The following is a 22,969-nucleotide window of genomic DNA, read 5'->3' as shown; positions in this document are numbered from 1 at the left end:
CATGTCAGGAGATTACGACGTCGCCGTCGTCGGCGGCGGACTGCTCGGCTCCGCCATTGCCTGGGGCCTCGGCCGGCTCGGCAAGAAGGTCGCCGTGCTCGACGAAGGCGACATCACCAAGCGCGCCTCGCGCGCGAACTTCGCATTGGTGTGGGTGCAGAGCAAAGGGCTCGGCATGCCGGCCTATACGCGGTGGACCGTGCAGGCCTCGCAGGCGTGGGGCCGGCTGGCCTCCGAGCTGAAGCAGCAGACCGGCCTCGACGTCGCCCTGCAGCAGAACGGCGGTTTTCATCTCACGCTCGGCGAGGACGAATTCGGCCAGCGCACCGAGCTCGTCAAGCGCATGCACAACCAGGTCGGCGCGGCCGACTACAAGATGGAGATGCTGCGGCCGTCCGAGGTGAAGGAGGCGCTGCCGCTGATCGGCCCCGAGGTCTCCGGCGGCAGCTATTGTCCGCTCGACGGCCACGTCAATTCGCTGCGCACCTTCCGCGCCTTCCACACCGGCTTCATTGCGTTCGGCATCGACTATTTTCCGGAGCGTCCGGTCTCGGCGATCAGCAAGAGTGGGGGCGAATTTCGACTGATCACGCCGCAGGGCGAGCTGCGCGCCGCGAAGATCGTGCTCGCCGCCGGCAACGCCAACCAGACGCTGGCGCCGATGGTCGGCCTCTTTGCGCCGATGGGCCCGACTCGCGGCCAGGTCGTCGTGACCGAGCGCACCATGCCGTTCCTGCCGCATCCGCTGACCACGATCCGCCAGACCGACGAGGGCACGGTGATGATCGGCGACAGCAAGGAGGACGAGCTCGATGATCGCACGCTGAAGCCGTCGATCAGCGGCGTCATGGCCGATCGCGCGCAGCGCATGTTTCCGCATCTGGCGCGGCTCAACGTGGTCAGGAGCTGGTCCGGAATCCGCGTCATGCCGCAGGACGGCTTTCCGATCTACGATCAGTCGGAGACGCATCCCGGTGCCTTCGTCGCCTGCTGCCATTCCGGCGTGACGCTCGCCTCCAACCACGCCTTCGAGATCGCGCGCATGGTGGCGCAGGGCGCGCTCGAGCCGGAGCTGGTCGGCGCGTTCTCGGCCAGCCGCTTTGGCGGCGCAGGTGCTGCCAACAGCCGCGGCTATTGAAGATTTTGAGAAGGAGCCAAGAGGCATCCCATGTTCAAGCGATCCGAACAGGACAAGCGGCCACAGGTGCAGATCTTCGTCGACGGCATCGCCGCCGCGGCGCGCCAGGGTGACACCGTTTCTGCCGCGCTGTTGGCCTCCGGCGTTGACGCACGGCGTTCCACCGCTGTCAGCGGCGCGCCGCGTCTGCCTTATTGCATGATGGGCGTGTGCTTCGACTGCCTCGTCACCATCGACGGCGTCGGCAACCGGCAAGGGTGCCTCGTCCCCGTCGCCGAGGGCATGCAGATCGAAATCCAGAAGGGCAAGCGGGAGATCGGAAAATGAGCGTGGCTCCCAAGCGCGGAAACTATGACGTCGTGGTGATCGGCGCCGGGCCCGCGGGCCTTGCTGCTGCCGCAACATCCGCCGAGGCCGGCCTCTCGACGCTGCTGCTCGACGAGAACATCGGCCCCGGTGGCCAGGTGTTTCGCGCCATCGCCTCGACGCCGGTTACCGAGCGCAATCAGCTCGGCGCCGATTATTGGGTCGGGGCCGATCTCGTGCAGTCGCTGCGCGCGAGCAATGCGGAGGTCATTCACCGCGCCACCGTCTGGAGCCTCGACCGCAATCTCGATATCGCCGTCTCGATCGGCGGCGCCTCGGCCTTCGTCAAGGCGAAACGCGTGATTCTCGCGACCGGTGCGCTGGAGCGGCCGTTCCCAATTCCCGGCTGGACGCTGCCGGGCGTGATGACCGCCGGCGCGGCGCAGACCATGCTGAAGTCCTCGGCCCTGGTGCCCGACGGACGCACGGTGATCGCAGGGCAGGGGCCGCTGCTCTGGCTGCTCGCCGCGCAGATACTGCGGCTTGGCGGCCGCATCGATCGCATCCTCGACACCACCCAGCGCGGCAATTATTTCGCCGCGCTCCCGCACGCTTTCGCCTTCCTCACCTCGCCCTATTTCGCCAAGGGCCTGTCGATGATGCGCGAGGTGAGGGCGAAGGTGCAGGTCGTCTCCGGCGTCACCGAGCTTGCGGCTTCCGGTGATGGCCAGCTTGCCAGCGTGAGCTACGTCGCCGGCGGCAAGCGCGAGACCATCGCTGCGGACCTGTTGCTGCTGCATCAGGGCGTCGTGCCCAACGTCAATCTGGCGATGTCAGCCGGCATCGAGCATCGCTGGGATGATCTGCAATTGTGCTGGTCGCCAGTGCTCGACGCGAGCGGCAATTCGTCGGTCGCCGGCATCGCGATCGCCGGTGACGGGGCCGGCATCGGCGGCGCGAGTGCAGCCGTGGTGCGCGGTCGCATTGCCGCGCGCGCCGCCGTCGAAGCACTGGCGCCCGCTTCTGCCGCAAAACTTCCCGCAATGGCGACGCTCCGTTCCGACCTCGCCAAGGCTGAGCGTGGTCGCCTGTTCCTCGACACGCTGTTCCGCCCAGCGCCGCAGTTCCGGATTCCTTCAGGCGATACCATCGTCTGTCGTTGCGAAGAGGTCACGGCAAAGGACGTTCTCGATTCCGTCGCGATCGGCGCGACCGGGCCGAATCAGCTCAAGGCCTATCGCCGCACCGGCATGGGCCCGTGCCAGGGCCGGCTCTGCGGCCTCACCGTCACCGAGCTGATGGCGGGGGCGCGCGGCAAGACCCCGCAGGAGATCGGTTACTACCGGCTGCGCGCGCCGGTGAAGCCGATCACGCTGGCCGAACTCGCCGCCGTTCCCAAGAGCGAGGCCGACGTCAAGGCTGTGGTGCGCGGATGAGCACAAATGTGGATGCGATCGTCATTGGCGGCGGCATCCACGGGTGCTCGACCACGCTGCATCTGTGTCTCGCCGGCCTGAAGCCGGTGCTGATCGAGAAGGACTATGCCGGCCGTCACGCCTCGGGCGTCAATGCCGGCGGCGTCCGGCAGCTCGCGCGGCACATTCCCGAGATTCCGCTGTCGATCCGCTCGATGGACATCTGGGAGAAGATCACGGATCTCGTCGACGACGATTGCAGCTTCGAGAGCTACGGCCAGGTGCTGGTCGCCGAGAACGAGGAAGAACTCGCCCTCTGCCGCGCGCGCGTCGCCGAGCTCAATGCGCTGGGCTTCACCCACGAGGAGCTGATCGACGCCGCCGAACTGCGCCGGCTGGTGCCGGCGGTGGCCGAGACCTGTCCCGGCGGTGTGGTTTCTCGGCGTGACGGTGCGGCCAATCCGGCGCAGACGACGACGGCGTTCCGCCGCAAGGCCGAGCAATTGGGCGCAACTGTGCGCGAAGGCGTAGCTGCCGGCAGCATCCGGCACCGTGACGGCCTCTGGCACGTCGATGCCGGGTCGGAGAGCTTTGCCGCGCCGGTGCTGGTGAATGCTGCCGGCGCCTGGGCCGGCAGGATCGCGGCTCATCTCGGCGAGCCCGTCCCGGTCGAAACCGTGGCGCCGATGCTGATGATCACCTCGCGCGTGCCGCACTTCATCGACCCCGTCGTGATCCTGCGTGGTCGAAAGCTGTCCTTCAAGCAGTTCAAGAACGGCACCGTGCTGATCGGCGGCGGCCATCTGGCGACGCCCTATCAGGATCGCAACGAGACGGTGCTGGACTGGAAGAGCCTTGCGACCAGTGCGCAGACCGTGTTCGAGCTGTTTCCGGTGATGCGCAGCGCCAACATCGTCCGTGCCTGGGCCGGCATTGAAGCCAAGATGAAGGACGACATTCCCGTGTTCGGGCCGAGCTCGCGTCACAAGGGCCTCTATCACCAGTTCGGCTTCTCGCTGCACGGTTTCCAGCTCGGCCCTGGCGCCGGCGCCGTGATGGCGGAACTGATCGTCAACGGCGGCACCCAGACCCGTATCGGCGAACTCGGCATCGACCGCTTCCACCCTTCCACGCTCTAAACAAGAGGATATCATGAGCATCACCCGCAGCATCCGCACGCCCATCATGCACCGCGCCGTCGAAGCCAATGGCTTCGTCTTCCTCGGCGGCACGATCGCCGACGACACCTCGGTCTCGATGGGCGAGCAGACCCGCAACATCCTCGGCAAGATCGCCGGCTATCTGAAAGAGGCGGGAACCGACAAGAGCCGCGTGGTCAGCGCCTCGATCTTCGTCACCGATCTCTCCAAGAAGAAAGAGATGGACGCGGCCTGGACCGAATTCTTCGGCGACAACCTGCCGACCCGCGCCACCGTCGGCGTCGCCGATCTCGGCGGCGGCGCGCTAATCGAGGTGGTGGTGACCGCGCTCAAGGGCTGATGGCGCACGGCGAGGAAGGACGACAGCGCCAATCACGCTGTTGTCTCCTCGAGCCGCGCCTTGATCTCGCCTTTTGATGGGACTAGTTAGAGAGTTCCTCAATCAGGATCTTCGCAGCCATGGATTTCTCCCCGACCGCAACGCCCATCCGCCTTGCTCACGGGGAATTCCATGCCTGCTTCAATCATCCTGTCGAACCTGTCGCTGTCCACGCCTGACGGGCGCTCTCTCTTCTCAAACCTCGATCTGACATTCGGCGCCGAGCGAACTGGTCTCGTCGGCCGTAACGGCGTTGGCAAGACGACGCTGCTTGCGTCGATGCTCGGCGAACATATTCCTCAGTCGGGACGCGTTCTGATCAACGGCACTATCGGCTTGTTGCGCCAGGACGTGCAGGTTCTTGCCGGCGCGACCGTGGCGGATCTGTTCGGCGTGCGGCCGGCGCTCGAGTTGATGCGCCGTGCCGAGCGGGGCGACGCCTCCGCCGACGAGGCCGCTGCGGTCGACTGGACGCTCGAGACGCGGCTTGAGGCCGCGTTGGCGCGCCTCGGGTTCGATCCGTCTCCCGATACGGCGCTGTCGTGCCTGTCCGGTGGCCAGATCACGCGGGTTCGTCTCGCCGCGCTGGTGTTCGCTGCGCCTGACTTCCTGCTGCTGGACGAGCCCACCAACAATCTCGACCAGGACGGACGCAAGGCCGTCACCGATCTGCTGGCGGCCTGGCGCGGCGGCGCGATTATCGTCAGCCACGACCGGACACTGCTCGACACCATGGATGCGATCGTCGAACTGACGTCGCTCGGCGCGACGCGATATGGTGGCAATTGGAGCAGCTTTCGAACGCAGAAGGCCATCGAGCTCGCGGCTGTGAGGCACGATCTCGCGCTTGCCGAGAACCGGCTGTCCGAGATCGACGGGAGGGCGCGGGAGGCCGCGGAGAAGAAAGCGCGCAAGGACAGCGGCGGCAGAAAGAAGCGCGCCAAGGGCGACATGCCGCGCATCCTGGCCGGCGCCCGCAAGGATCGCAGCGAGGACACCGGCGGCAAGAATGCGCAAATCGCCGAGCGGCAGCGCGCGGAAGCGCTTCAAGCCATCGACACGGCGCGCCGGCGCGTCGAGGTTCTTCAGCCGCTCTCGGTCAAATTGCCCGCAACCGACCTGCCGGCGGGGAGGGAGGTGCTTTGGCTTGACGGTGTCAGCGCTGGCTTTTGGCCGGAGCAGCCAGTCGTGCGCGACCTCTCATTTGCGGTGGTCGGGCCGGAGCGCGTCGCGCTGGTCGGGCCCAATGGCTCCGGCAAGACGACGCTGCTGAAGCTCATCGTGGGCGAGCTGCGTCCGCTTGCGGGCATCGTGCGGCTCAGGCCGGATTTCGCGTTGTTCGACCAGAAGGTCAGCCTGCTCGACCCGGCGCGCTCCATCCTGGACAATTTTCGGCGTCTCAATCCGAAGGCCGGTGCGAACGAGTGCCACGCCGCGCTGGCCCGGTTCATGTTTCGCGCCGATGCCGCCTTGCAAATCGCCGGGAGCCTGAGCGGCGGGCAAATCTTCCGCGCGGGCCTCGCTTGCGTGCTGGGCGGGCAGCCGCCGCCGTCGCTGCTGATCCTGGACGAGCCGACCAATCATCTCGACTTCGAGTCCATCGAAGCCGTCGAGGCCGGCTTGCGGGCCTATGACGGCGCACTGCTGGTCGTCAGCCATGACGAGGCGTTCCTGCAGGCGATCGGGATCACGCGGCGGATCGAAATTGCCGCCAATTTGCCGCGCATCGATGGCGGGATCGTCTGATCCCGCTTGGCGCTCTGGATCTGGCTGTGATTTTCAAAAGCCCGACGCCCTGCCCCCAGCGCGTCGGGCGGAAAAAAATGAGTATAAATCCGTGATCCCAACGCCATTGTTGTGACGCGGGCCGCATCGATTTTCTACTCCGGGAAACTACCGCATCGGAACCAGGCTTCGTCTGCCCACCGATTGCGCGGCCTAGGATGCCGCGCCTCCACCCGGCTCCAGCGCCTCGCCGATCTCCAGCGGATGCGCCATGGTCTCGTGCAGCGCGTCGCGGTCGAGCTCGCCTTCGGAGATGCTGATGACCACGCAGGCAACGCCATTGCCGATCAGGTTGGTGAGCGCGCGGCATTCACTCATGAACTTGTCGATGCCGACCAGGATCGCGATCGACTGGATCGGGATATCAGGCACGATCGACAGGGTCGCAGCGAGCGTGATGAAGCCGGCGCCGGTCACGCCCGAGGCCCCCTTGGAGGTGATCATGGCGATGCCCAAAATGCCGAGCTCCTGCCAGATGGTCAGATGGGTGTTGGTCGCCTGCGCCAGGAACAGCGTCGCCAGCGTCATGTAGATGTTGGTCCCGTCGAGGTTGAAGCTGTAGCCGGTCGGGATGACGAGGCCGACCACGGAGCGTGAGGCGCCGAGATGCTCCATCTTCTGGATCATCTGCGGCAGCACGGTCTCGGAGGACGAGGTGCCGAGCACGATCAAGAGTTCGTCCTTGATATAGGCGATGAAGCGCAGGATCGAGAAGCCGGCGAGCCGGGCGATCGAACCCAGCACGATCAGCACGAACAGGATACTGGTCAGATAGAACGTGCCGATCAGCGCGGCGAGATTGAGCAGCGAGCCGAGGCCGTAGGCGCCGACGGTGAACGCCATGGCGCCGAAGGCGCCGATCGGCGCGACGCGCACGATGATGCGGATGATGCCGAAGAACATCTTCGCCGCCTTGTCGATCGCGTCCGCGATGGGCTCGCCGGCCTTGCCGAGAAAGGCGATGGCGAAGCCGGAGAGAATCGAGATCAGCAGCACCTGCAAGAGGTCGCCGCGCGCGATCGCCCCGAGATAGCTGTCGGGAATGATCGCCATCAGGTGGGCGACGATGCCCTCTTCCTTGGCCTTGGCGACGTAGGTCGCCACCGAATTCGGGTCGATCGTGGCTGGATCGATGTTGAAGCCGTGCCCGGGCTGGAGAATCTCCCCGACCAGAAGGCCGACCGCGAGGGCCACGGTCGAGACCGTCTCGAAATAGATCAGCGATTTCAGCCCGACCCGGCCGACCCGCTTCAGATCGCCCATCGAGGAGATGCCGTGCACCACGGTGCAGAAGATCACGGGCGCGATCATCATCTTGATCAGCGCGATGAAGCCGTCGCCGAGCGGCTTCAAGGCCTTGCCGAGATCGGGATAGACATAGCCGATGAGCACGCCGAGTGCGATCGCGATCAGCACCTGGACGTAGAGGATCTTGTACCAGGGCTGGTGCCGGCGCTGGATGGCTGACGGGATCGCAATCTGTGTCATAATGTAGGCTCGGGAACGGATTGATCGTGGATGATTTGCATCATGTGATGGGCGCCGCAGAAGCGACAATCACATTTTTGTCTGTTGGCACGACCATCGGTCGTTGCGTCGAACTTGGGTGGGAACATGACGATCGCAACAGGCTCGGACGAGCAGAGCTATTTTCCACGTTGGAAGCTCAAGACCTCGGGCGTGATCATGCCGGAGGAGCGGCTGTCCTGGGGCCAGACCATCGTCTCGGGTCTTCAACATTGCGTCGCGATGTCCGGTGCGACGATCATCGCGCCGCTGTTGATGGGGTTCGATCCCAACGTTGCAGTTCTGTTCTCCGGCGTCGGCACGCTGATCTTCTTCGTCATCGTCGCCGGGCGCGTGCCGAGCTATCTCGGCTCGAGCTTCGCCTTCATCGCCGTCGTCATCGCCGCCACCGGCTATGCCGGGCAGGGGCCGAACCCGAACCTGTCGGTTGCGCTCGGCGGCATCGTCGGCGCCGGAGTGCTGTATGGCCTGATTTCGCTGGTCGTGATGTGGTCCGGTGTCGGCTGGATCGAGCGGCTGCTGCCGCCGGCCGTTACCGGCGCTGTCGTCGCCGCGATCGGTCTCAATCTCGCGCCGGTGGCGGTCAAGGCAGTGAGCGCCAATGCCTTCGACACCTGGATCGGGCTCGCCACCGTGCTGATCATCGGCGTGGTGGCCGTTGCAGCGCCAGGCCTGTGGCGCCGCCTGCCGATCATCCTCGGCGCTGTCGGCGGCTATCTCTTGTACCTGCTTTTCGCGAACGGCCTCGGTTTCAGCAAGCCCATCGATTTCACGCAATTGTCGGCCGCGCCGTGGCTCGGGCTGCCGAACTTCACTGCGCCGAGCTTCCATGCCGATGCGATCTTCCTCATCGCGCCGGTTGCGGTCATTCTCGTTGCCGAGAATCTCGGGCACATCAAGGCCGTTGGCGCCATGACCGGCCGAAGCCTCGATTCTTATCTTGGCCGCGCCCTATTCGCCGACAGCTTAGCTACCATCGTGGCAGCGTGCGGCGGTGGTACCGGCGTCACCACCTATGCCGAGAACATCGGCGTGATGGCGGCGACCAAGGTCTATTCGACCCTGCTGTTTGCGTTCGCAGCCTTGGTGTCGATCCTGCTCGGCTTCTCGCCGAAATTCGGCGCGCTCATCCTGTCCATCCCGGGTCCCGTCATCGGGGGGCTTTCGATCGTGCTGTTCGGATTGATCGCGGCGATGGCCGGACGAATCTGGGTCGAGAACAAGGTCGACTTCGCTAATCCTGCGAACCTCATCACGGTCGCGGTGGCGCTGATCGCAGGGGCCGGCGATCTCACGCTCAAATTCGGTGCATTCACGATCGGCGGCATCGGCACCGCGACCTTCGGCGCGATCATCCTCTATCAGATCTTGACCTCGCCGCGCGCGCAGCGAGCCGACTAGATCCCGGCATCTGCGAGGGATGGAACAAAACGCCGGTTCCATCCATGATGATGCATCCCGGAGAAAACACATGCCGCAAACCGAACGCTCGACCCCGTTTCCCTCGCGCCTCGTCGGCCAGTACGCGCTGGTGACCGGCGCCTCACAAGGCATCGGCCGTGCCGTCGCCATCCGGCTCGCCCAGGAAGGCGCGACCGTCGCCATCAATTATTTCGGCAGTCCCGAGGGGGCGGACGAGACGCTCGCGCTCGCACGAACCGCATCGAGCGATCGCGGCCACGGCAGGCTCGACCATATCGTCGTCAAGGCCGATATCGGCAATGAGCAGGACATCGCCGCGATGTTCGAGACGGTCCTGGCGCGTTTCAAGCGCCTCGACTGTCTCGTCAACAATGCTGGCTTCCAGCGGGAATCGCCGAGCGAGGCGCTCGACGTCGAAACCTATCGCCGCATCATCGACGTCAACCTGAACGGCGCCGTGCTGTGTGCGCAGAAGGCGCTGGCGCATTTCGTCGCGCGCGGGGCAGGCGGCAGCATCATCAACTGCTCCAGCGTCCACCAGATCATCCCCAAACCCGGCTATCTCGCTTACTCGATCAGCAAGGGCGGCATGGCCAATCTGACGCGCACGCTGGCGCTGGAATTCGCCGGCCAGCGCATCCGCGTCAATGCGGTTGGTCCCGGCGCGATCGACACGCCGATCAATGCGGCCTGGACCGGCGATCCGGAGAAGCGCGGCGTCGTCACCTCCCACATTCCGATGGGGCGCGTCGGCACGCCGGAAGAGATCGCCGCGGTGTTCGCCTTCCTCGCCTCGGACGACGCCAGCTACATCACCGGGCAGACTATCTATGCCTGCGGGGGCCTGACGCTGTTTCCAGAGTTTCGGGAGAACTGGGCAAGCTGAAAACCGGCTTGGGGTTGCGCGCGCCTCGCGTGGGATAGAGGGGCGCGACCGGTTGGGGATCTGCGGCGCCGTGTGCTATCGACCGTGGATGGCGCTGCCGCTATTGGCGGGCGCCGACACGTGAAGGGCCCGTGACCACAACCATCAACATCAATGCCTATAGTGACGCGCTGGTGGTGCTCGGGACTGCCGGCGTGGTGGTGCCAATGGTCCGGCATTGGGGCATCAATCCCGTGCTGGGCTATCTCGGGGCCGGCGCCATTCTCGGTCCGCTCGGGCTCGGCTCGCTCGTCAAGGACGTCCCGGTCCTGTACTGGTTCACCGTGACGGACGCCCAGAACGTCGAGGGTATCGCCAATCTCGGCATCGTGTTCCTGCTATTCCTGATCGGGCTCGAGCTGTCTTTCAGACGGCTCATGACGATGCGGCGTCTGGTGTTCGGGCTCGGCGGCCTGCAAGTCCTCGCGACGTCGGCCATGATTTTCGGCGTGGCGCTTCTCTTCGGGCAGAGCTCCGATACGGCCGTGATCCTCGGCGCGAGCCTTGCGCTGTCCTCGACGGCGATCGTGCTCGAGCTCCTGTCCGCCGAGAGGCGGCTTTCCACCTCGGCCGGGCGCGCCAGCTTCTCGGTGCTGCTGGCTCAAGACCTCGCAGTCGTCCCCATTCTGGTTTTCGTCTCGGTGCTCGGCGCGGGAAGCGGTGGCTCGGTCGTGGCGCACATCTCCAGTGCGGTCCTGAAGGCTGTGCTGGCGGTAGCCTTCCTCACTCTGGTCGGACGGCTGCTGATGCGTCCGCTCTTCCAGATGGTCGCAGGCACCCATTCGACGGAGTTGTTCGTTGCCGCGACCTTGTTCGTCATCGTCGGCGCAGGCCTTGCCGCCCACCAGGCTGGCCTGTCGATGGCGCTCGGAGCCTTCGTTGCAGGACTGATGCTGGCGGAAACCGAATATGGCAAGGCCATCGAGGCCACCGTCGAGCCGTTCAAGGGCCTGCTGCTGGGCATCTTCTTCTTCACAGTCGGGATGGCGATCGACGTCCGTGTGTTCCTGCGCGAGCCCGGCTGGCTGTTGGCCGCCGTCGTCGGCATTCTCGTCGGCAAGGCGATCGTGCTCATCATCCTGGGACGCCTCTTCAGGCTGTCATGGCCGGCGGCGATCGAGATCGGCTTCCTGCTGGGCCCCGTCGGCGAATTTGCCTTCGTCAGCATCGGAATGGCGGCGGCCGGAGGCATGATCGAGCCCCCCGTGTCGAGCTTTGCCGTCGCCGTCACCGCCGTGACGATGGCCCTGACGCCGCTTCTGGGCATGCTCGGGCGACGATTGGCCGCGAAGCTGAGCAGCGAACGCACGCCCGATCCCGAGCTCGCGGTCCGGCCGCCCGGCGACCGGGCGCAAGCCATCGTGGTCGGCTATGGCCGTGTTGGAAAGGTGGTCTGCTCCCTGCTGACCAGCCATGGCCTGAACTACATCGCGGTCGATCACGCGGCCGTCGACGTGGCGCGTGATCGCCGCGGCGGTCACAAGGTCTATTTTGGCGATGCGACAGAGCCGGGTTTCCTCGAAGCCTGCGGCTTGATGCAGACGACCGGCGTGATCATCACCATCCAGTCGCGGCCGGCGATCGATGCCGTCGTCGAGCGGATCCGGGCGGTGCGGCCGGACGTGCTGATCGTCTCGCGTGCGCGAGACGCCGATCATGCCCGGCACCTCTACGCGATCGGCGCAACCGATGCGGTGCCGGAAACCATCGAGGCGAGCCTGCAGCTCTCCGAAGCCGCACTGGTCGGCCTCGGCGTTGCAGTCGGGCATGCGATCGCCTCGGTGCACGAGAAGCGGGACGAGTTCAGGCTGACGCTGCAGCAGGCCGCGCGGATCGCGGGACAAGAGAAAGCTCGTCCGCTCGATCTCACGGGACGGCGGTCGCCGCGATAGCGGCTATGCGGCCGCCATGCGCCGGGATTGTCGTCATCTGGCAAAACGGGCCGGCGCGAACTACATCATGCGCCATGACGAATGCCCCTCCGGCAAAACCTCCGCTCCAGGATTTCATCGGCCGGCACGAACGCCTGTTCGTGCTGACGGGCGCCGGCTGCAGCACCAATTCCGGGATTCCCGACTATCGCGACAGCCAGGGCAATTGGAAGCGGACCCAGCCCGTCAACTTCCAGGCCTTCATGTCGGACGAGCAGACCCGCCGGCGCTATTGGGCGCGCAGCCTGATCGGCTGGCGGCGGTTCGGCCGGGCGAGGCCCAACGATGCGCATCGCGCGCTGGCCCGGCTCGAGGCGAACGGCCGGTGCGGGATGCTGCTGACCCAGAACGTCGACCGGCTGCATCAGTCGGCCGGCCATCGGCAGGTGATCGACCTGCACGGCCGGCTCGATCTGGTCCGCTGCATGGGCTGCGGGGCGAAGACGTCGCGCGAGGAGTTTCAGCACGCGCTCGGCCGCGCCAATGCGGCATGGCTGACGCTCGATGCCGCGGATGCACCCGACGGCGACGCCGATCTGGAGCACGAGGATTTTTCCTCCTTCGAGGTGCCACCTTGCCAAGCCTGCGGCGGCATCCTCAAGCCCGACGTGGTGTTCTTCGGTGAGAACGTGCCGCGCGAGGTGGTGGCCACGGCGCAGGATCATCTGGCAGAAGCCGATGCCATGCTGATCGTCGGCTCGTCACTGATGGTCTATTCCGGCTTCCGCTTCGTCCAAGCCGCCGCGCGGCGCAATATCCCCATCGCCGCGGTCAATCTCGGCCGCACGCGCGCCGACGATCTCCTGACGCTGAAGGTTGAGGAGCGCTGTGAAGCGGCGCTTGCATTCCTGCTCTGATCGCTCAGGCGCGAACACGCCTTGCCTATTGCATAGGTGCCGCGCAAAATAGCCGGGCACAGCGTTGCAGGCATGCCTCATGGCACGGGAATTGCTGTGCTTTTGGACCCGAACTTGACGATCAGCACGGAGAAATTGGAATGCTCGAGGGAGCCGAGGTGCGGCTTGCCGTTGATATCGGTGGCACGTTCACCGACATCGTGCTGGACGTGGGACAAGACCGCAAAACCCGCAAGGTGCTGACGACGCCGCAGCGGCCCGAGCAGGCGGTGCTGGGCGGCATGCGGCTCATTCTTGCCGATGCACGCGCGCATATCAGCGATATCGACGTCTTCATCCACGGCACTACGCTTGCGACCAACGCGATCATCGAGCGGCGCGGCGCCAAGACGGCGCTGATCGCAACCGAAGGCTTTCGCGACGTGCTCGATATCGGCACCGAGAGCCGCTACGACCAGTACGATCTCAGCATCGACAAGCCGAAGCCGCTGGCGCCGCGCGGCCTCCGCTTCACCGTGCCCGAGCGCATCGACGCCCACGGCGCCGTCCGCCTCCCGCTCGACGAGACGGCCGTGCGCGCGCTCGCGCCGAAATTGCGTGAACTCGGCGTCGAGAGCGTCGCGGTCGCCTTCCTACACTCCTACGCCAATCCCGAGCACGAGCGACGCGCAGCGGCGATCATGGCCGAGGAGATGCCCGGCATCTCCGTCACATTGTCTTCCGCCGTCTGTCCCGAAATTCGCGAGTATGAGCGCACATCGACTGCGGTCGCGAACGCCTATGTGCAACCCCTGATCGACGGTTATCTCGCCCGCATGGCCGACGCCCTGCAGGTCGAGCAGTTCCGCGGCGCGATCTACCTCGTCACGTCAGGCGGCGGCGTCACCTCGATCGAGACCGCGCGGCGCTTTCCAGTGCGTCTCGTCGAATCCGGTCCGGCCGGCGGCGCGATCTTCGCGGCGCAGATCGCGGCGAGGCTTGGCGAGAGCAAGGTGCTGTCCTTCGACATGGGCGGCACCACCGCAAAAATCTGCCTGATCGAGAAATACCAGCCCGAGACCTCGCGCGTGTTCGAGGTCGATCGCGCCGCGCGCTTCCTCAAGGGCTCCGGCCTGCCGGTGCGCATCCCCGTGATCGAGATGGTCGAGATCGGCGCCGGCGGCGGTTCGATCGCCCATGTCGACGCGATGAAGCGCGTCACCGTCGGCCCGGAGAGCGCCTCGTCGGAGCCGGGACCGGCCTGCTATGGCCGCGGCGGTCAGCGCCCCGCGGTGACGGATGCCGACGTTGCGCTCGGAATGATCGATCCTGACGCCTTTGCGGCCGGCACGATCAAGCTCGATCCGGAGCTGTCGAAACAGGCGCTGCTGCGCGATGTCGGTGCGCCGCTCGGCCTGTCGGCGGAAACAGCGGCTTATGCCGTGCACGAGGTGGTCTGCGAGAACATGGCGAGCGCCGCGCGCGTGCACGCTGTCGAGCGCGGCGCGGTGGTCGGCCAGCACACGCTGATCGCCTTCGGCGGCGCCGCGCCGCTGCATGCGGCGCGCGTTGCCGAGAAGATCGGCGTCTCCCGCGTGATCGTGCCCTCGAACGCCGGCGTCGGCTCGGCGGTCGGATTTCTGGCGGCTCCCATCGCGTATGAATTGGTGCGCAGCCGTCACGTCCGGCTCGATGATTTCGATACCGAGGCGGTCTCTGACTTGCTTCAGGAGATGGCGACCGAAGCGCGTGCGCTGGTCGAGCCTGGAGCTGCCGGCGCACCGGTGCGCGAGCGCCGCGCGGCCTTCATGCGCTATGTCGGCCAGGGCCACGAGATCACCGTCGAGCTGCCGAACCGGCCGCTGACGACGGCCGATCTCGCCGGTCTGCGGCAGCAGTTCGAGGCCGACTATTCGGCGATGTTCGAGCGACCGATCCCGGGCGCGGCGATCGAGGTGTTGAGCTGGTCGGTGCTCGCGACCACCGAGGCGCGCAATCCGCCCGCCGTCGCTTCCGTGGCGCGCCAGCCCGCGGCCAAGGCGTCCGGCAGCCGAAAATTCTTCGACGGCCGGGCCGGCGAAGTGATCGAGATCCCGCTCTATCGGCGCGAGGACATGGCGCCAGGGGCGACCATCGCAGGCCCCGCCGTGATCGCGGAAGACGAAACCTCGACCTTCGTCTCCACCAGTTTCGACGCCCATATCGACGGTGCCGGCAGCATCGTCATGGAACGAAAGGCGGCCTGATCATGAGCAAGGCAAATGGCGCGAGCCTGATCGACCTTCAGATCATGTGGCACCGGCTGATCGCCGTGGTCGAGGAGCAGGCGCAGGTGCTCTTGCGCACCGCCTTCAGCCCGATCGTGCGCGAATGCGGCGACCTCTCCGCCGGCGTGTTCGACCTCAGGGGGCGGATGCTGGCGCAGGCGGTGACCGGCACACCCGGCCACGTCAACTCGATGGCGGAATCGGTCAAGCACTTCATCGCTCACTTCCCGATCGAGACGATGAAGCAGGGCGATGCCTACATCACCAACGATCCCTGGATGGGGACCGGTCATCTCAACGATTTCGTCGTCACCACGCCCTGCTTCAAGGACGGCAAGGTCGTCGCACTGTTCTCCTGCACCAGCCATCTCATGGACATCGGCGGCATCGGCTTCGGGCCCGATGCCACCGACGTGTTCATGGAGGGGCTCTACATCCCCATGCTGAAGCTGATCGACCAGGGCGTCGTCAACGAGACGCTGATGGCGATGATCCGCACCAATACGCGGCTTCCGATCGACACCGAGGGCGACACCTATTCGCTCGCCGGCTGCAACGACGTTGGCTGCGAGCGCCTGGTCGAGATGATGAGCGAGTTCGGCATCGAGACGCTCGACGAGCTCGGCGACTACATCTGCGACCGCTCGCGCGAGGCCGTGCTGGCCGAGATCGCAAAGCTGCCGAAGGGCAGCTGGCGCAACACCATGGTGGTCGACGGATATGATGCCCCGGTGACGCTGGCGGCGACGCTGACGATCTCGGATACCGGCATCCACGTCGATTTCGACGGCACGTCCGCCGCGTCAAAATTCGGCATCAACGTGCCGCTGTCCTACACCACCGCCTATACCGTGTTCGGCCTCGGCTGCGTCGTCGCCTCGCAGATCCCGAACAATGCCGGCTCGCTCTCGCCGCTGACGGTGTCGGCGCCGGCCGGTGCCATCCTCAATGCGCCGAAGCCGGCGCCCGTGGCGTCGCGCCACGTCATCGGCCAGATGCTGCCGGACGTCGTGTTCGGCTGCCTGCGCCAGATCATTCCCGAGCGCGTGCCTGCGGAAGGCACCTCCTGCCTGTGGAATCTCAACGTGCGCGGCCAGACCCGCTCCGGCGCCGGCGGCAATTACGGGTTCTCGATGGCAGTCACCTCCAACGGCGGCACCGGTGCGCGCTTCGGCAAGGACGGGCTGTCGGCGACCGCTTACCCAAGCGGCGTGCGCGGCACGCCGGTCGAGATCGCGGAGACGCAGACGCCGCTGATCTTCTGGCGCAAGGAGCTGCGCCCGGATTCCGGTGGGGCAGGGCGCACCCGCGGCGGCCTCGGCCAGATCATCGAAGTCGGCAGCGGGGTCGATGCGCCGTTCGACATCCTCGCCGCGTTCGACCGCATCGACCACCCGCCGCGCGGGCGGGACGGCGGCCAGAACGGCGAGGCCGGCTATGTCGGTCTCAAATCCGGCAAGAAGCTGCGCGGCAAGGGCTTTCAGCAGGTGCCGCCGGACGATCGGCTGGTCGTGCTGACGCCCGGCGGTGCCGGCATCGGCGATCCCAGGGAGCGCGATCGCGCGGCCGTCAACGACGACGTCGCAAGCGGTCTCGTGTCTTCGGAGAACGCAGTCAAGGTCTATGGGTACGCGCGTTGATGCATCGGCGCGCTTGGTAAACGGAGGGGAGCAATGATTACGCGACGGAACTTCACTGTGGGCGCAGCAACGCTGCTCGCCGCCGGCCACATCTCGACTCGCGCACGGGCGGCAACGAGCTGGGATATGTCGACGGTCTGGCCCGACGGCAATTTCCACACCCAGAACGCGATGTCCTTCGCGGAGGAAGTGAAGAAGCAAAGCAATGGTGCGGTCGCCATCACCGTGAAGGCCGGCGGCCAGCTCGGCTTCAAGGGGCCCGAGCACTTGCGGGCCGTGCGCGACGGCCTGGTGCCGCTCGCCGACGTCCTCAACATCCAGCAGGTCGGCGACGAGCCCTTCATGGGCGTCGAGAGCATCCCCTTCCTCTGCGGCTCCGTGGACGAGCTCAAGGTGCTGCACAAATATGTGCGGCCCGAATATGAGAAGATCGCCGCGCGTAACAATCAGAAGATCCTCTACATCGTGCCGTGGCCGACGCAATATCTGCATCTGAAGGCGAAGGTCGCCGACGTCGAGGGCCTCAAGAACATCAAGATCCGCGTGCCCGACAAGAACGCGGTCGAGATGCTCAATGCCATCGGTATGGCGGCGGTGATGATCCCTTGGGGCGAAACGATTCCCGCACTCGCCTCCGGCGCGGTGGCCGGGGTGTCCACCTCGTCGGTGTCCGGCGTCGACGGCAAGTTCTGGGAGTTCCTGAAATACGTCTACCCGACCAACCATGTCTGGTCGTCGCAGATGCTCACCGTCAATCTCGATGCCTGGAAGGCGCTCGGCGCCGATCAACAGAAGCTGGTCGCTGACATCGCGGCGAAGATGGAGCCCGGCTTCTGGGCCAATTCGCTCAAGGCCGATGTCGACAGCCTCAACCGCCTCAAGGAGGGCGGCATGGAGGTGGTGCCGGTCTCGGACGCCATGATGAAGGACATCCGGGCCAAGACCGCGCCGCAGTTGGATGCCTTCCTCAAGCGCGTGCCGGCAGCGGACAAGCCGGTGCGGGCCTATCTCGCCGAAATCAAGCGCGGCTGAGGGCGAGGCGTGGTGAGCCTTTCGCCCGAAGCATCGCAAAGCCTCAACGCAGCGGCGCCCGCGCCGCTGCGCATCGTCCTCGACGCCATCGATCGCCTCGGCCGGCTCGACGGCTGGATCGGCGGCTTCTGTCTCTTGATGCTGACGCTGTTGATGCTGTGCGAGGTCGCAACCCGCTTCCTCTCGAACTTCCTGCCGTTCTTCCCGCCGACCATCTCGATCGCGTGGGAATATTCCTCCTATCTGATGGCGGCGGCCTTCACTTTCGGTGCCGCCATGACGCTGCGCGTCGGCGGCCACATCCGCGTCGTGCTGCTCCTGAAGAACGCACCCGTGCCGGTGCAGCGCGCGCTCGAGATCCTCTCGGCGGCGGCCGGCTTCGCCTTCATGGCGTTCCTGACCATGGCCATGGCGAAATTCGCCTGGAGCGCCTTCGTGCGCGGCCAGGTCTCGACCTCGAGCGACACGCCGCTGTGGTTTCCGCAAGCGATCGTCACCTTCGGCATGTTGCTGCTGACGCTGCAGTTCCTCGCGCGTGCGATCCAGGCCGCGCTCGGTCTGCCGCTGGAGGACCATCGCATGAAGGCCTCGCCCGTCGAATGACCGCCTTGCCCGCATCCGGATCCAAGATCGCATGACCATCGAAGTCGTCGCCCTGTTCGCGATCCTGTTTGTGCTGCTAGCTTGCGGCGTCTGGATCGGCCTCACGCTTGCGCTGACCGCGACGCTGCTGCTCGCGATGTTCCGTTCGGTCCCGCTCGACAAGCTGCTGCCGCAATACGCCTGGAACATCCTGACCACGCAGGAGCTGCTGGCGCTGCCGCTGTTCATCCTGATGGGTGAGCTGCTGTTTCGCACCCGCCTGTCGCGCTCGCTGTTCCAGGGCCTCGCGCCCTGGGCGGGCCTACTGCCCGGGCGCCTGCTGCATGTGAACGTGATCGGCTGCACCATCTTCGCGGCGATCTCGGGCTCGTCGGCCGCGACGACGCAGGTGATCGGCCGCATGTCGCTCAACGAGCTCACGCGCCGCGGTTATTCCCGTGACATCGCGATCGGCTCGCTCGCCGGCGCCGGCACGCTGGGCTTCTTGATCCCGCCCTCCAACATCATGATCATCTACGGCGTGCTTGGCGACGTCTCGATCCTGAAGCTGTTCACCGCCGGCGTGCTGCCGGGCTTCCTGCTGGCCGCGACGTTCATGGCCTGGGTGATGCTGCACACCACCCTCAAACCCGCGATGGTGCCCGAGACCGAAGCCAAGCTCTCGCAGGTGCCGTGGAGCGAGCGCTTTGCCGCACTGAAGGATCTCGCGCCGGCGCTGTTCCTGATCGCATGCGTGCTCGGCTCGATGTATGGCGGGCTCGCAACGCCCTCGGAAGCTGCCGCCGTCGGCGTGCTCGGCGCGGCCCTGGTTGCCTGGGCGCAAGGCGCAATGTCGCAGCAGGTGATCCGCGACGTCTTGATCGGCTCGGTCGTCACCTGTTCGATGATCGCGCTGATCGTGCTGGGAGCCTCGATCCTCGGCAATGCCGCGGCCTTCCTCGGCATCCCGCAGGCGGTGGCCGCGTTCGTCAAGAGCCTCGGCCTGTCGCCCTTCATGCTGATCGTGGCGCTGATCGTCTTCTATCTCGTGCTCGGCTGTTTCCTCGACGGCTTCTCGATGATCGTGATGACGCTGCCGATCGTGCTGCCGATCGTGAAGGGTGCCGGCTTCGACGAGGTCTGGTTCGGCGTCTTCCTTGTGCTCGCCGTGGAGATGGCGCAGATCACGCCGCCCGTCGGCTTCAACCTGTTCGTGATCCAGGGGCTGACCGACGACGGTCTCGGCTATATCGCCCGCGTCACGATGCCGTACCTCATGATCATGATCGGATTCGTGCTGCTGCTGACGCTGTGGCCGGGCATCGTCACGATTCTGCCGAAGGTGCTTTACGGATAAGACGACTTGTTCCGGGATCGGCGGATCGAAAGCAAAACGGTCAGCGCCGCTGCCGTTTCAAGTCCCCCTGCATCGAAGCGACTTCGGCGCGCATTCCATATTTGCAGGCCCTGTGATCCGTCGTACAGTGTGACGGCAAGCAGAAGTACAACAGCAACCACTCCGGTGAACGTGGCTCCTCAGCGCGATGCGCCGAGGAGGGGACGTCTGTTGACGATTCGGTCCGATGGAGGACGATCGACGCACACTGAACTGCAAATACCCCTCGCAAGCCGCATTCACGAGACGCAATCAACAAACACAAGAGCGGGAGGAAGTGCAAATGAGGAAACAGTGGCTCAGCTCGGCCTTGGCTGTCGTTGTCGTTGCGACACTTGCAGCGACGGCGGCATTGGCTCAGTCCGTGGATACGGCCCGGATCGAGGCCGCCGGCCAGAACGATTGGCTCACCTATCACGGTTCGTACAAATCCCATCACTACAGCCCGCTTACACAGATCAATACGAGCAATGTCGGCAATCTGGGCGTGGCATGGATGCACATTCCCGGGCGATCGACGCGCGGCCTGCAGTCGATGCCGCTCGTCGCCGACGGCGTGCTGTACTATTCGGGCTCTTACAGCCGGGTCTTCGCGCTGAACGGCGCCAGCGGCGAGGTGATCTGGTCGTTCTTTCCGGAGCTGGATGAAGCGCTGATCAGCCGCCAGACCCACTCGCCCTATAACCGCGGCGTCGCTCTCGGCGAAGGCAAGGTCTTCGTCGGCACCATGGACGGTCGTGTCTTCGGGCTGGACGCCAAGACCGGAAAGGTTCTCTGGGAGACCAGGCTGATCGACTCGCAGAAGCTGACGGTCGGCTTCACCGGCGCGCCGCTCTACGCCAAGGGCAGCGTGATCATCGGCGCGCAAGGCGGCGAATGGCCGGGCCGCGGCCCGATCTTCGCGCTCGATGCCGCAACCGGAAAGAAGAAGTGGGAGTTCCTCACGGTCGCAGGCACCGAAGAGGCGATGAAGACCTGGGGCAACGAGTCCTGGCGCACCGGCGGTGGTGGCGGCTGGATGCCGGGCACCTACGATTCCGAGACCAACACTGTCCTGTGGGGCACTGCGAATCCGGCGCCGCTCTACGATTGGTCGGGTCCGGACTACAAGACCCAGGGGGCGCGTCCCGGCGATAACCTCTATACGAGCTCGGTGATCGGGCTCGACATCGATACCGGCAAGCTGAAATTCTACCATCAGGAACTGCCGCACGATGCCTGGGACTTCGACAGCTCGGTCGGCGAATTCGTGATGCTCGAGCGTGACGGCCAGAAATACGTCGTCCATCCAAACAAGGGCGGCTTCGTCTTCGTCTACGACCGCAATCTCAAAGTGAAGAACGTCTGGCGCCTGGTCGAGAACATCAACTTCGTCAAGGACATCGATCCCAAGACCGGCGCCCTGATCGGCCGTCGCGATTTCCCGGTCGGCAAGGTCACCGAACCGCCGCTGTGTCCGTTCATCGGCGGCGGCATCAGCTGGAACGCCGGCTCCTACAGCCCCAAGACCGGTCTCTATTACAAGATCGGACAGGAATGGTGCATGACGCTGGATATCCAGAAGACGACGCCGGTCACCACGCCGCAGGTCCAGCTCAACATCGGTGCCGATTTCAAGATGGTGCCTCCTCCGGGTGGCGAGATCTACGGACATCTCGACGCGCGCGATCCCATCACGGGCGCGAAGAAATGGGAGGTTCGCTATCCCGAGCCTCCGCTCGGAAGCGTGCTGTCGACCGCAGGCAACCTCGTCTTCGTGCCTGATTCGCGTGGCGTGCTGCACGCCTATGATGCCGAAACTGGCGCCGAGCTATGGAGGCACAACAACGGCACCGGCCATCAGGGCGGCATCGTCAGCTACTCCGTCGGCGGCAAGCAATATATCGCGGTGACGGCGGGCTTCGGCGGGATGCTGGCGGACGAATATGCGCCGAACTTCGGCGGCGTCTACAAGAGCATGCCGCGTGACGACGGCGCCCTGGTCGTCTTCAGCCTGAAATAGTCTGCCGCAGATGTTCTGATCATGGAGCGGGCGCAAGCCCGCTCCTCGATCGATGTCGCGGCCGCGTGGCTCAGGAATGGAGCGTAGCTGTTGAGACTGTCTTGCAAGACGATTTTGGCGGGGCTGGGCGCCTCGTTGCTGTGGGCTGCGATGGCCCAAGCCCAATCCGCCACACCCGCGCCGGAGAACACGGCGTTCGAGGTCGAGCAGGTGTTTGCGGGGACTTGCGGCTTCTGTCACTCCGACGGTGGCCGGGCCGCTGGGAAGGGGCCGCAACTGATGAATTCGCCGCGCGACGACGACTATATCCGCAGTCGCATCAAGCTCGGCAAGCAAGGAGCGATGCCGGCCTTTGACGGCGCCTTCACCGACGCCCAGATCGACCAGATGGTCAAGTACATCCGCGCCCTGAAACCGCGCGACGGCTGACTAGCATAGAGTGTGGAATGAAGACATTTGCCCCGGTCATCGTCGCTGCCGCCATCGTCCTGTCGGGGCAGGCGGCGGCGCGCCCCCTGGAGGCGATCCGCTCCAGCGGCGTGATCGGGCTCTGCGCACATCCCAATTCGCTTCCCTTCGCGCACAAGACCGGCGATCCGCCCGGCTTCCAGGTCGAACTCGGTCGGGTGCTGGCACGCGAGCTCGGTGTCTCGCTGCGGCTCGACTGGATCATCACGCAGTACCAGATGCGCAGCGCCGGCTGCGACATTCTCCTGGACGTCATCGCCGATCGCGAAGCGCAAGGCGAAACCCGTCTGAGAATCTCCAAGCCTTATTATCGCACAGGCGTCGCGCTCGCCGTGCCGTCATCCAGCACGCTCACGTCCTTCGCCAGCCTCAACGAATCGACCAAGGTGGGCGTGCAGGTTGGATCGATCGCAGCCATGATCATCGGTCAGCGGCGCGTGCCGATATCGACCTTCGGCTTCGAGAGCGACAGCCTGGAGGCCGTGTCGAACCGCGAGATCGACGCCGCCGCGGTCACGCCCACCGCCGCCAGCTATTTCAATCTGACCCATCCGGACAAACCGCTCCGGATCCTCGATCGCGACGAGAGCACGGCCGATCTGAACTGGAATGTCGGCGTCGGCATGGTCCGCCCGGACGATGCGTTGCGCGAAGCCATCGACGCAGCCGTGGAGCGGCTGCGCAGCGACGGCACGATCGACCGGATCTACCGCCGCTACGGCATCGCGCTGCAGGCGCCGAGATAGCGCGCTGCTGCG

19 protein-coding genes are annotated in these 22,969 nt (G+C 65.5%); 18 read left to right on the top strand and 1 reads right to left on the bottom strand.

All coding sequences use genetic code 11. From position 1 onward, the window contains the following. The first annotated feature begins 1 nt into the window (after position 1). The 6 genes from I6F31_RS07030 to I6F31_RS07005 all read left to right on the top strand — a co-directional run bounded on the left by I6F31_RS07030 (position 2) and on the right by I6F31_RS07005 (position 6,144). Positions 2–1,138, top strand: coding sequence for an FAD-dependent oxidoreductase (locus I6F31_RS07030; protein ID WP_225185191.1), 1,137 nt, complete (start codon positions 2–4; stop codon positions 1,136–1,138). 30 nt (positions 1,139–1,168) lie between these two features. Next, positions 1,169–1,465, top strand: coding sequence for a (2Fe-2S)-binding protein (locus I6F31_RS07025; protein ID WP_225185190.1), 297 nt, complete (start codon positions 1,169–1,171; stop codon positions 1,463–1,465). Then, positions 1,462–2,880, top strand: a complete 1,419-nt coding sequence (locus tag I6F31_RS07020; protein ID WP_225185189.1) for an NAD(P)/FAD-dependent oxidoreductase — start codon at positions 1,462–1,464, stop codon at positions 2,878–2,880. The genes I6F31_RS07025 and I6F31_RS07020 overlap by 4 nt, the downstream gene beginning before the upstream one ends. Beyond that, positions 2,877–3,998 carry an FAD-dependent oxidoreductase gene (locus I6F31_RS07015; RefSeq protein ID WP_036021805.1) on the top strand — a complete coding sequence of 374 codons (1,122 nt, stop codon included), beginning with the start codon at positions 2,877–2,879 and terminating at the stop codon, positions 3,996–3,998. Before I6F31_RS07020 ends, I6F31_RS07015 begins: the two co-directional genes overlap by 4 nt. Before the next feature lie 13 nt (positions 3,999–4,011). Then, a complete protein-coding gene (locus tag I6F31_RS07010; RefSeq protein WP_028138431.1) occupies positions 4,012–4,359 on the top strand; it encodes a RidA family protein in 348 nt (115 codons plus the stop codon). Positions 4,360–4,530: 171 nt separating this feature from the next. Continuing rightward, positions 4,531–6,144 (top strand): ABC-F family ATP-binding cassette domain-containing protein, encoded by a 1,614-nt coding sequence (locus I6F31_RS07005; RefSeq protein WP_225185188.1) that lies wholly within the window; start codon positions 4,531–4,533, stop codon positions 6,142–6,144. A gap of 192 nt (positions 6,145–6,336) precedes the next feature. Here I6F31_RS07005 and I6F31_RS07000 read toward each other — a convergent pair whose 3' ends face one another. Further along, positions 6,337–7,671 (bottom strand): dicarboxylate/amino acid:cation symporter, encoded by a 1,335-nt coding sequence (locus tag I6F31_RS07000; RefSeq protein WP_225185187.1) that lies wholly within the window; start codon positions 7,669–7,671, stop codon positions 6,337–6,339. Positions 7,672–7,797: 126 nt separating this feature from the next. Between I6F31_RS07000 and I6F31_RS06995 the strand changes: the two genes are divergently transcribed. The 12 genes from I6F31_RS06995 to I6F31_RS06940 all read left to right on the top strand — a co-directional run bounded on the left by I6F31_RS06995 (position 7,798) and on the right by I6F31_RS06940 (position 22,957). Then, positions 7,798–9,111: a solute carrier family 23 protein gene (locus tag I6F31_RS06995; RefSeq protein ID WP_035998458.1), complete on the top strand. Its 1,314-nt coding sequence runs from the start codon at positions 7,798–7,800 to the stop codon at positions 9,109–9,111. Positions 9,112–9,181: 70 nt separating this feature from the next. After that, positions 9,182–10,018 (top strand): glucose 1-dehydrogenase, encoded by an 837-nt coding sequence (locus I6F31_RS06990; protein WP_035998460.1) that lies wholly within the window; start codon positions 9,182–9,184, stop codon positions 10,016–10,018. A 131-nt stretch (positions 10,019–10,149) separates the two neighbouring features. Further along, positions 10,150–11,949: a cation:proton antiporter gene (locus I6F31_RS06985; RefSeq protein ID WP_225146431.1), complete on the top strand. Its 1,800-nt coding sequence runs from the start codon at positions 10,150–10,152 to the stop codon at positions 11,947–11,949. A 74-nt stretch (positions 11,950–12,023) separates the two neighbouring features. After that, on the top strand, positions 12,024–12,845 hold the full coding sequence (locus I6F31_RS06980; protein ID WP_035998466.1) for an NAD-dependent protein deacetylase: 822 nt from the start codon (positions 12,024–12,026) through the stop codon (positions 12,843–12,845). Positions 12,846–12,985: 140 nt separating this feature from the next. Then, positions 12,986–15,070: a hydantoinase/oxoprolinase family protein gene (locus tag I6F31_RS06975; RefSeq protein ID WP_225174951.1), complete on the top strand. Its 2,085-nt coding sequence runs from the start codon at positions 12,986–12,988 to the stop codon at positions 15,068–15,070. 2 nt (positions 15,071–15,072) lie between these two features. Continuing rightward, positions 15,073–16,731, top strand: coding sequence for a hydantoinase B/oxoprolinase family protein (locus tag I6F31_RS06970; RefSeq protein WP_225126338.1), 1,659 nt, complete (start codon positions 15,073–15,075; stop codon positions 16,729–16,731). Positions 16,732–16,764: 33 nt separating this feature from the next. Then, positions 16,765–17,763, top strand: coding sequence for a TRAP transporter substrate-binding protein (locus tag I6F31_RS06965; protein ID WP_225146433.1), 999 nt, complete (start codon positions 16,765–16,767; stop codon positions 17,761–17,763). A 9-nt stretch (positions 17,764–17,772) separates the two neighbouring features. Further along, entirely contained in the window at positions 17,773–18,366 is a 594-nt protein-coding gene (locus I6F31_RS06960; protein WP_225126335.1) for a TRAP transporter small permease, read from the top strand. A gap of 31 nt (positions 18,367–18,397) precedes the next feature. Next, a complete protein-coding gene (locus I6F31_RS06955) occupies positions 18,398–19,702 on the top strand; it encodes a TRAP transporter large permease subunit (protein WP_225136364.1) in 1,305 nt (434 codons plus the stop codon). A gap of 322 nt (positions 19,703–20,024) precedes the next feature. After that, a complete protein-coding gene (locus I6F31_RS06950; RefSeq protein WP_035998486.1) occupies positions 20,025–21,743 on the top strand; it encodes a PQQ-binding-like beta-propeller repeat protein in 1,719 nt (572 codons plus the stop codon). Positions 21,744–21,893: 150 nt separating this feature from the next. Continuing rightward, a complete protein-coding gene (locus tag I6F31_RS06945) occupies positions 21,894–22,172 on the top strand; it encodes a cytochrome c (protein WP_225185186.1) in 279 nt (92 codons plus the stop codon). Between the two features lie 17 nt (positions 22,173–22,189). Then, positions 22,190–22,957, top strand: coding sequence for a transporter substrate-binding domain-containing protein (locus I6F31_RS06940; RefSeq protein ID WP_035998489.1), 768 nt, complete (start codon positions 22,190–22,192; stop codon positions 22,955–22,957). The last annotated feature ends 12 nt before the right edge of the window (positions 22,958–22,969 follow it).

This window comes from Bradyrhizobium sp. NBAIM01 (assembly GCF_020194115.1).
GTDB lineage: Bacteria > Pseudomonadota > Alphaproteobacteria > Rhizobiales > Xanthobacteraceae > Bradyrhizobium > Bradyrhizobium yuanmingense.
The sequence above is the reverse complement of the archived record's forward strand: the minus strand, read 5'-3'. Positions and strand labels throughout refer to the sequence as shown.

Bases quoted from the DNA above. Each gene is read 5' to 3' on its own strand.
- I6F31_RS06965 (WP_225146433.1), top strand. From the start codon at position 16,765: ATGATTACGCGACGGAACTTCACTGTGGGCGCAGCAACGCTGCTCGCC.
- I6F31_RS06975 (WP_225174951.1), top strand. From the start codon at position 12,986: ATGCTCGAGGGAGCCGAGGTGCGGCTTGCCGTTGATATCGGTGGCACG.
- I6F31_RS06995 (WP_035998458.1), top strand. From the start codon at position 7,798: ATGACGATCGCAACAGGCTCGGACGAGCAGAGCTATTTTCCACGTTGG.
- I6F31_RS06945 (WP_225185186.1), top strand. From the start codon at position 21,894: ATGGCCCAAGCCCAATCCGCCACACCCGCGCCGGAGAACACGGCGTTC.
- I6F31_RS06950 (WP_035998486.1), top strand. From the start codon at position 20,025: ATGAGGAAACAGTGGCTCAGCTCGGCCTTGGCTGTCGTTGTCGTTGCG.
- I6F31_RS07015 (WP_036021805.1), top strand. From the start codon at position 2,877: ATGAGCACAAATGTGGATGCGATCGTCATTGGCGGCGGCATCCACGGG.
- I6F31_RS06990 (WP_035998460.1), top strand. From the start codon at position 9,182: ATGCCGCAAACCGAACGCTCGACCCCGTTTCCCTCGCGCCTCGTCGGC.
- I6F31_RS07020 (WP_225185189.1), top strand. From the start codon at position 1,462: ATGAGCGTGGCTCCCAAGCGCGGAAACTATGACGTCGTGGTGATCGGC.
- I6F31_RS06940 (WP_035998489.1), top strand. From the start codon at position 22,190: ATGAAGACATTTGCCCCGGTCATCGTCGCTGCCGCCATCGTCCTGTCG.
- I6F31_RS07000 (WP_225185187.1), bottom strand. From the start codon at position 7,671: ATGACACAGATTGCGATCCCGTCAGCCATCCAGCGCCGGCACCAGCCC.
- I6F31_RS07010 (WP_028138431.1), top strand. From the start codon at position 4,012: ATGAGCATCACCCGCAGCATCCGCACGCCCATCATGCACCGCGCCGTC.
- I6F31_RS06970 (WP_225126338.1), top strand. From the start codon at position 15,073: ATGAGCAAGGCAAATGGCGCGAGCCTGATCGACCTTCAGATCATGTGG.
- I6F31_RS06955 (WP_225136364.1), top strand. From the start codon at position 18,398: ATGACCATCGAAGTCGTCGCCCTGTTCGCGATCCTGTTTGTGCTGCTA.
- I6F31_RS07005 (WP_225185188.1), top strand. From the start codon at position 4,531: ATGCCTGCTTCAATCATCCTGTCGAACCTGTCGCTGTCCACGCCTGAC.
- I6F31_RS07030 (WP_225185191.1), top strand. From the start codon at position 2: ATGTCAGGAGATTACGACGTCGCCGTCGTCGGCGGCGGACTGCTCGGC.
- I6F31_RS06980 (WP_035998466.1), top strand. From the start codon at position 12,024: ATGACGAATGCCCCTCCGGCAAAACCTCCGCTCCAGGATTTCATCGGC.
- I6F31_RS07025 (WP_225185190.1), top strand. From the start codon at position 1,169: ATGTTCAAGCGATCCGAACAGGACAAGCGGCCACAGGTGCAGATCTTC.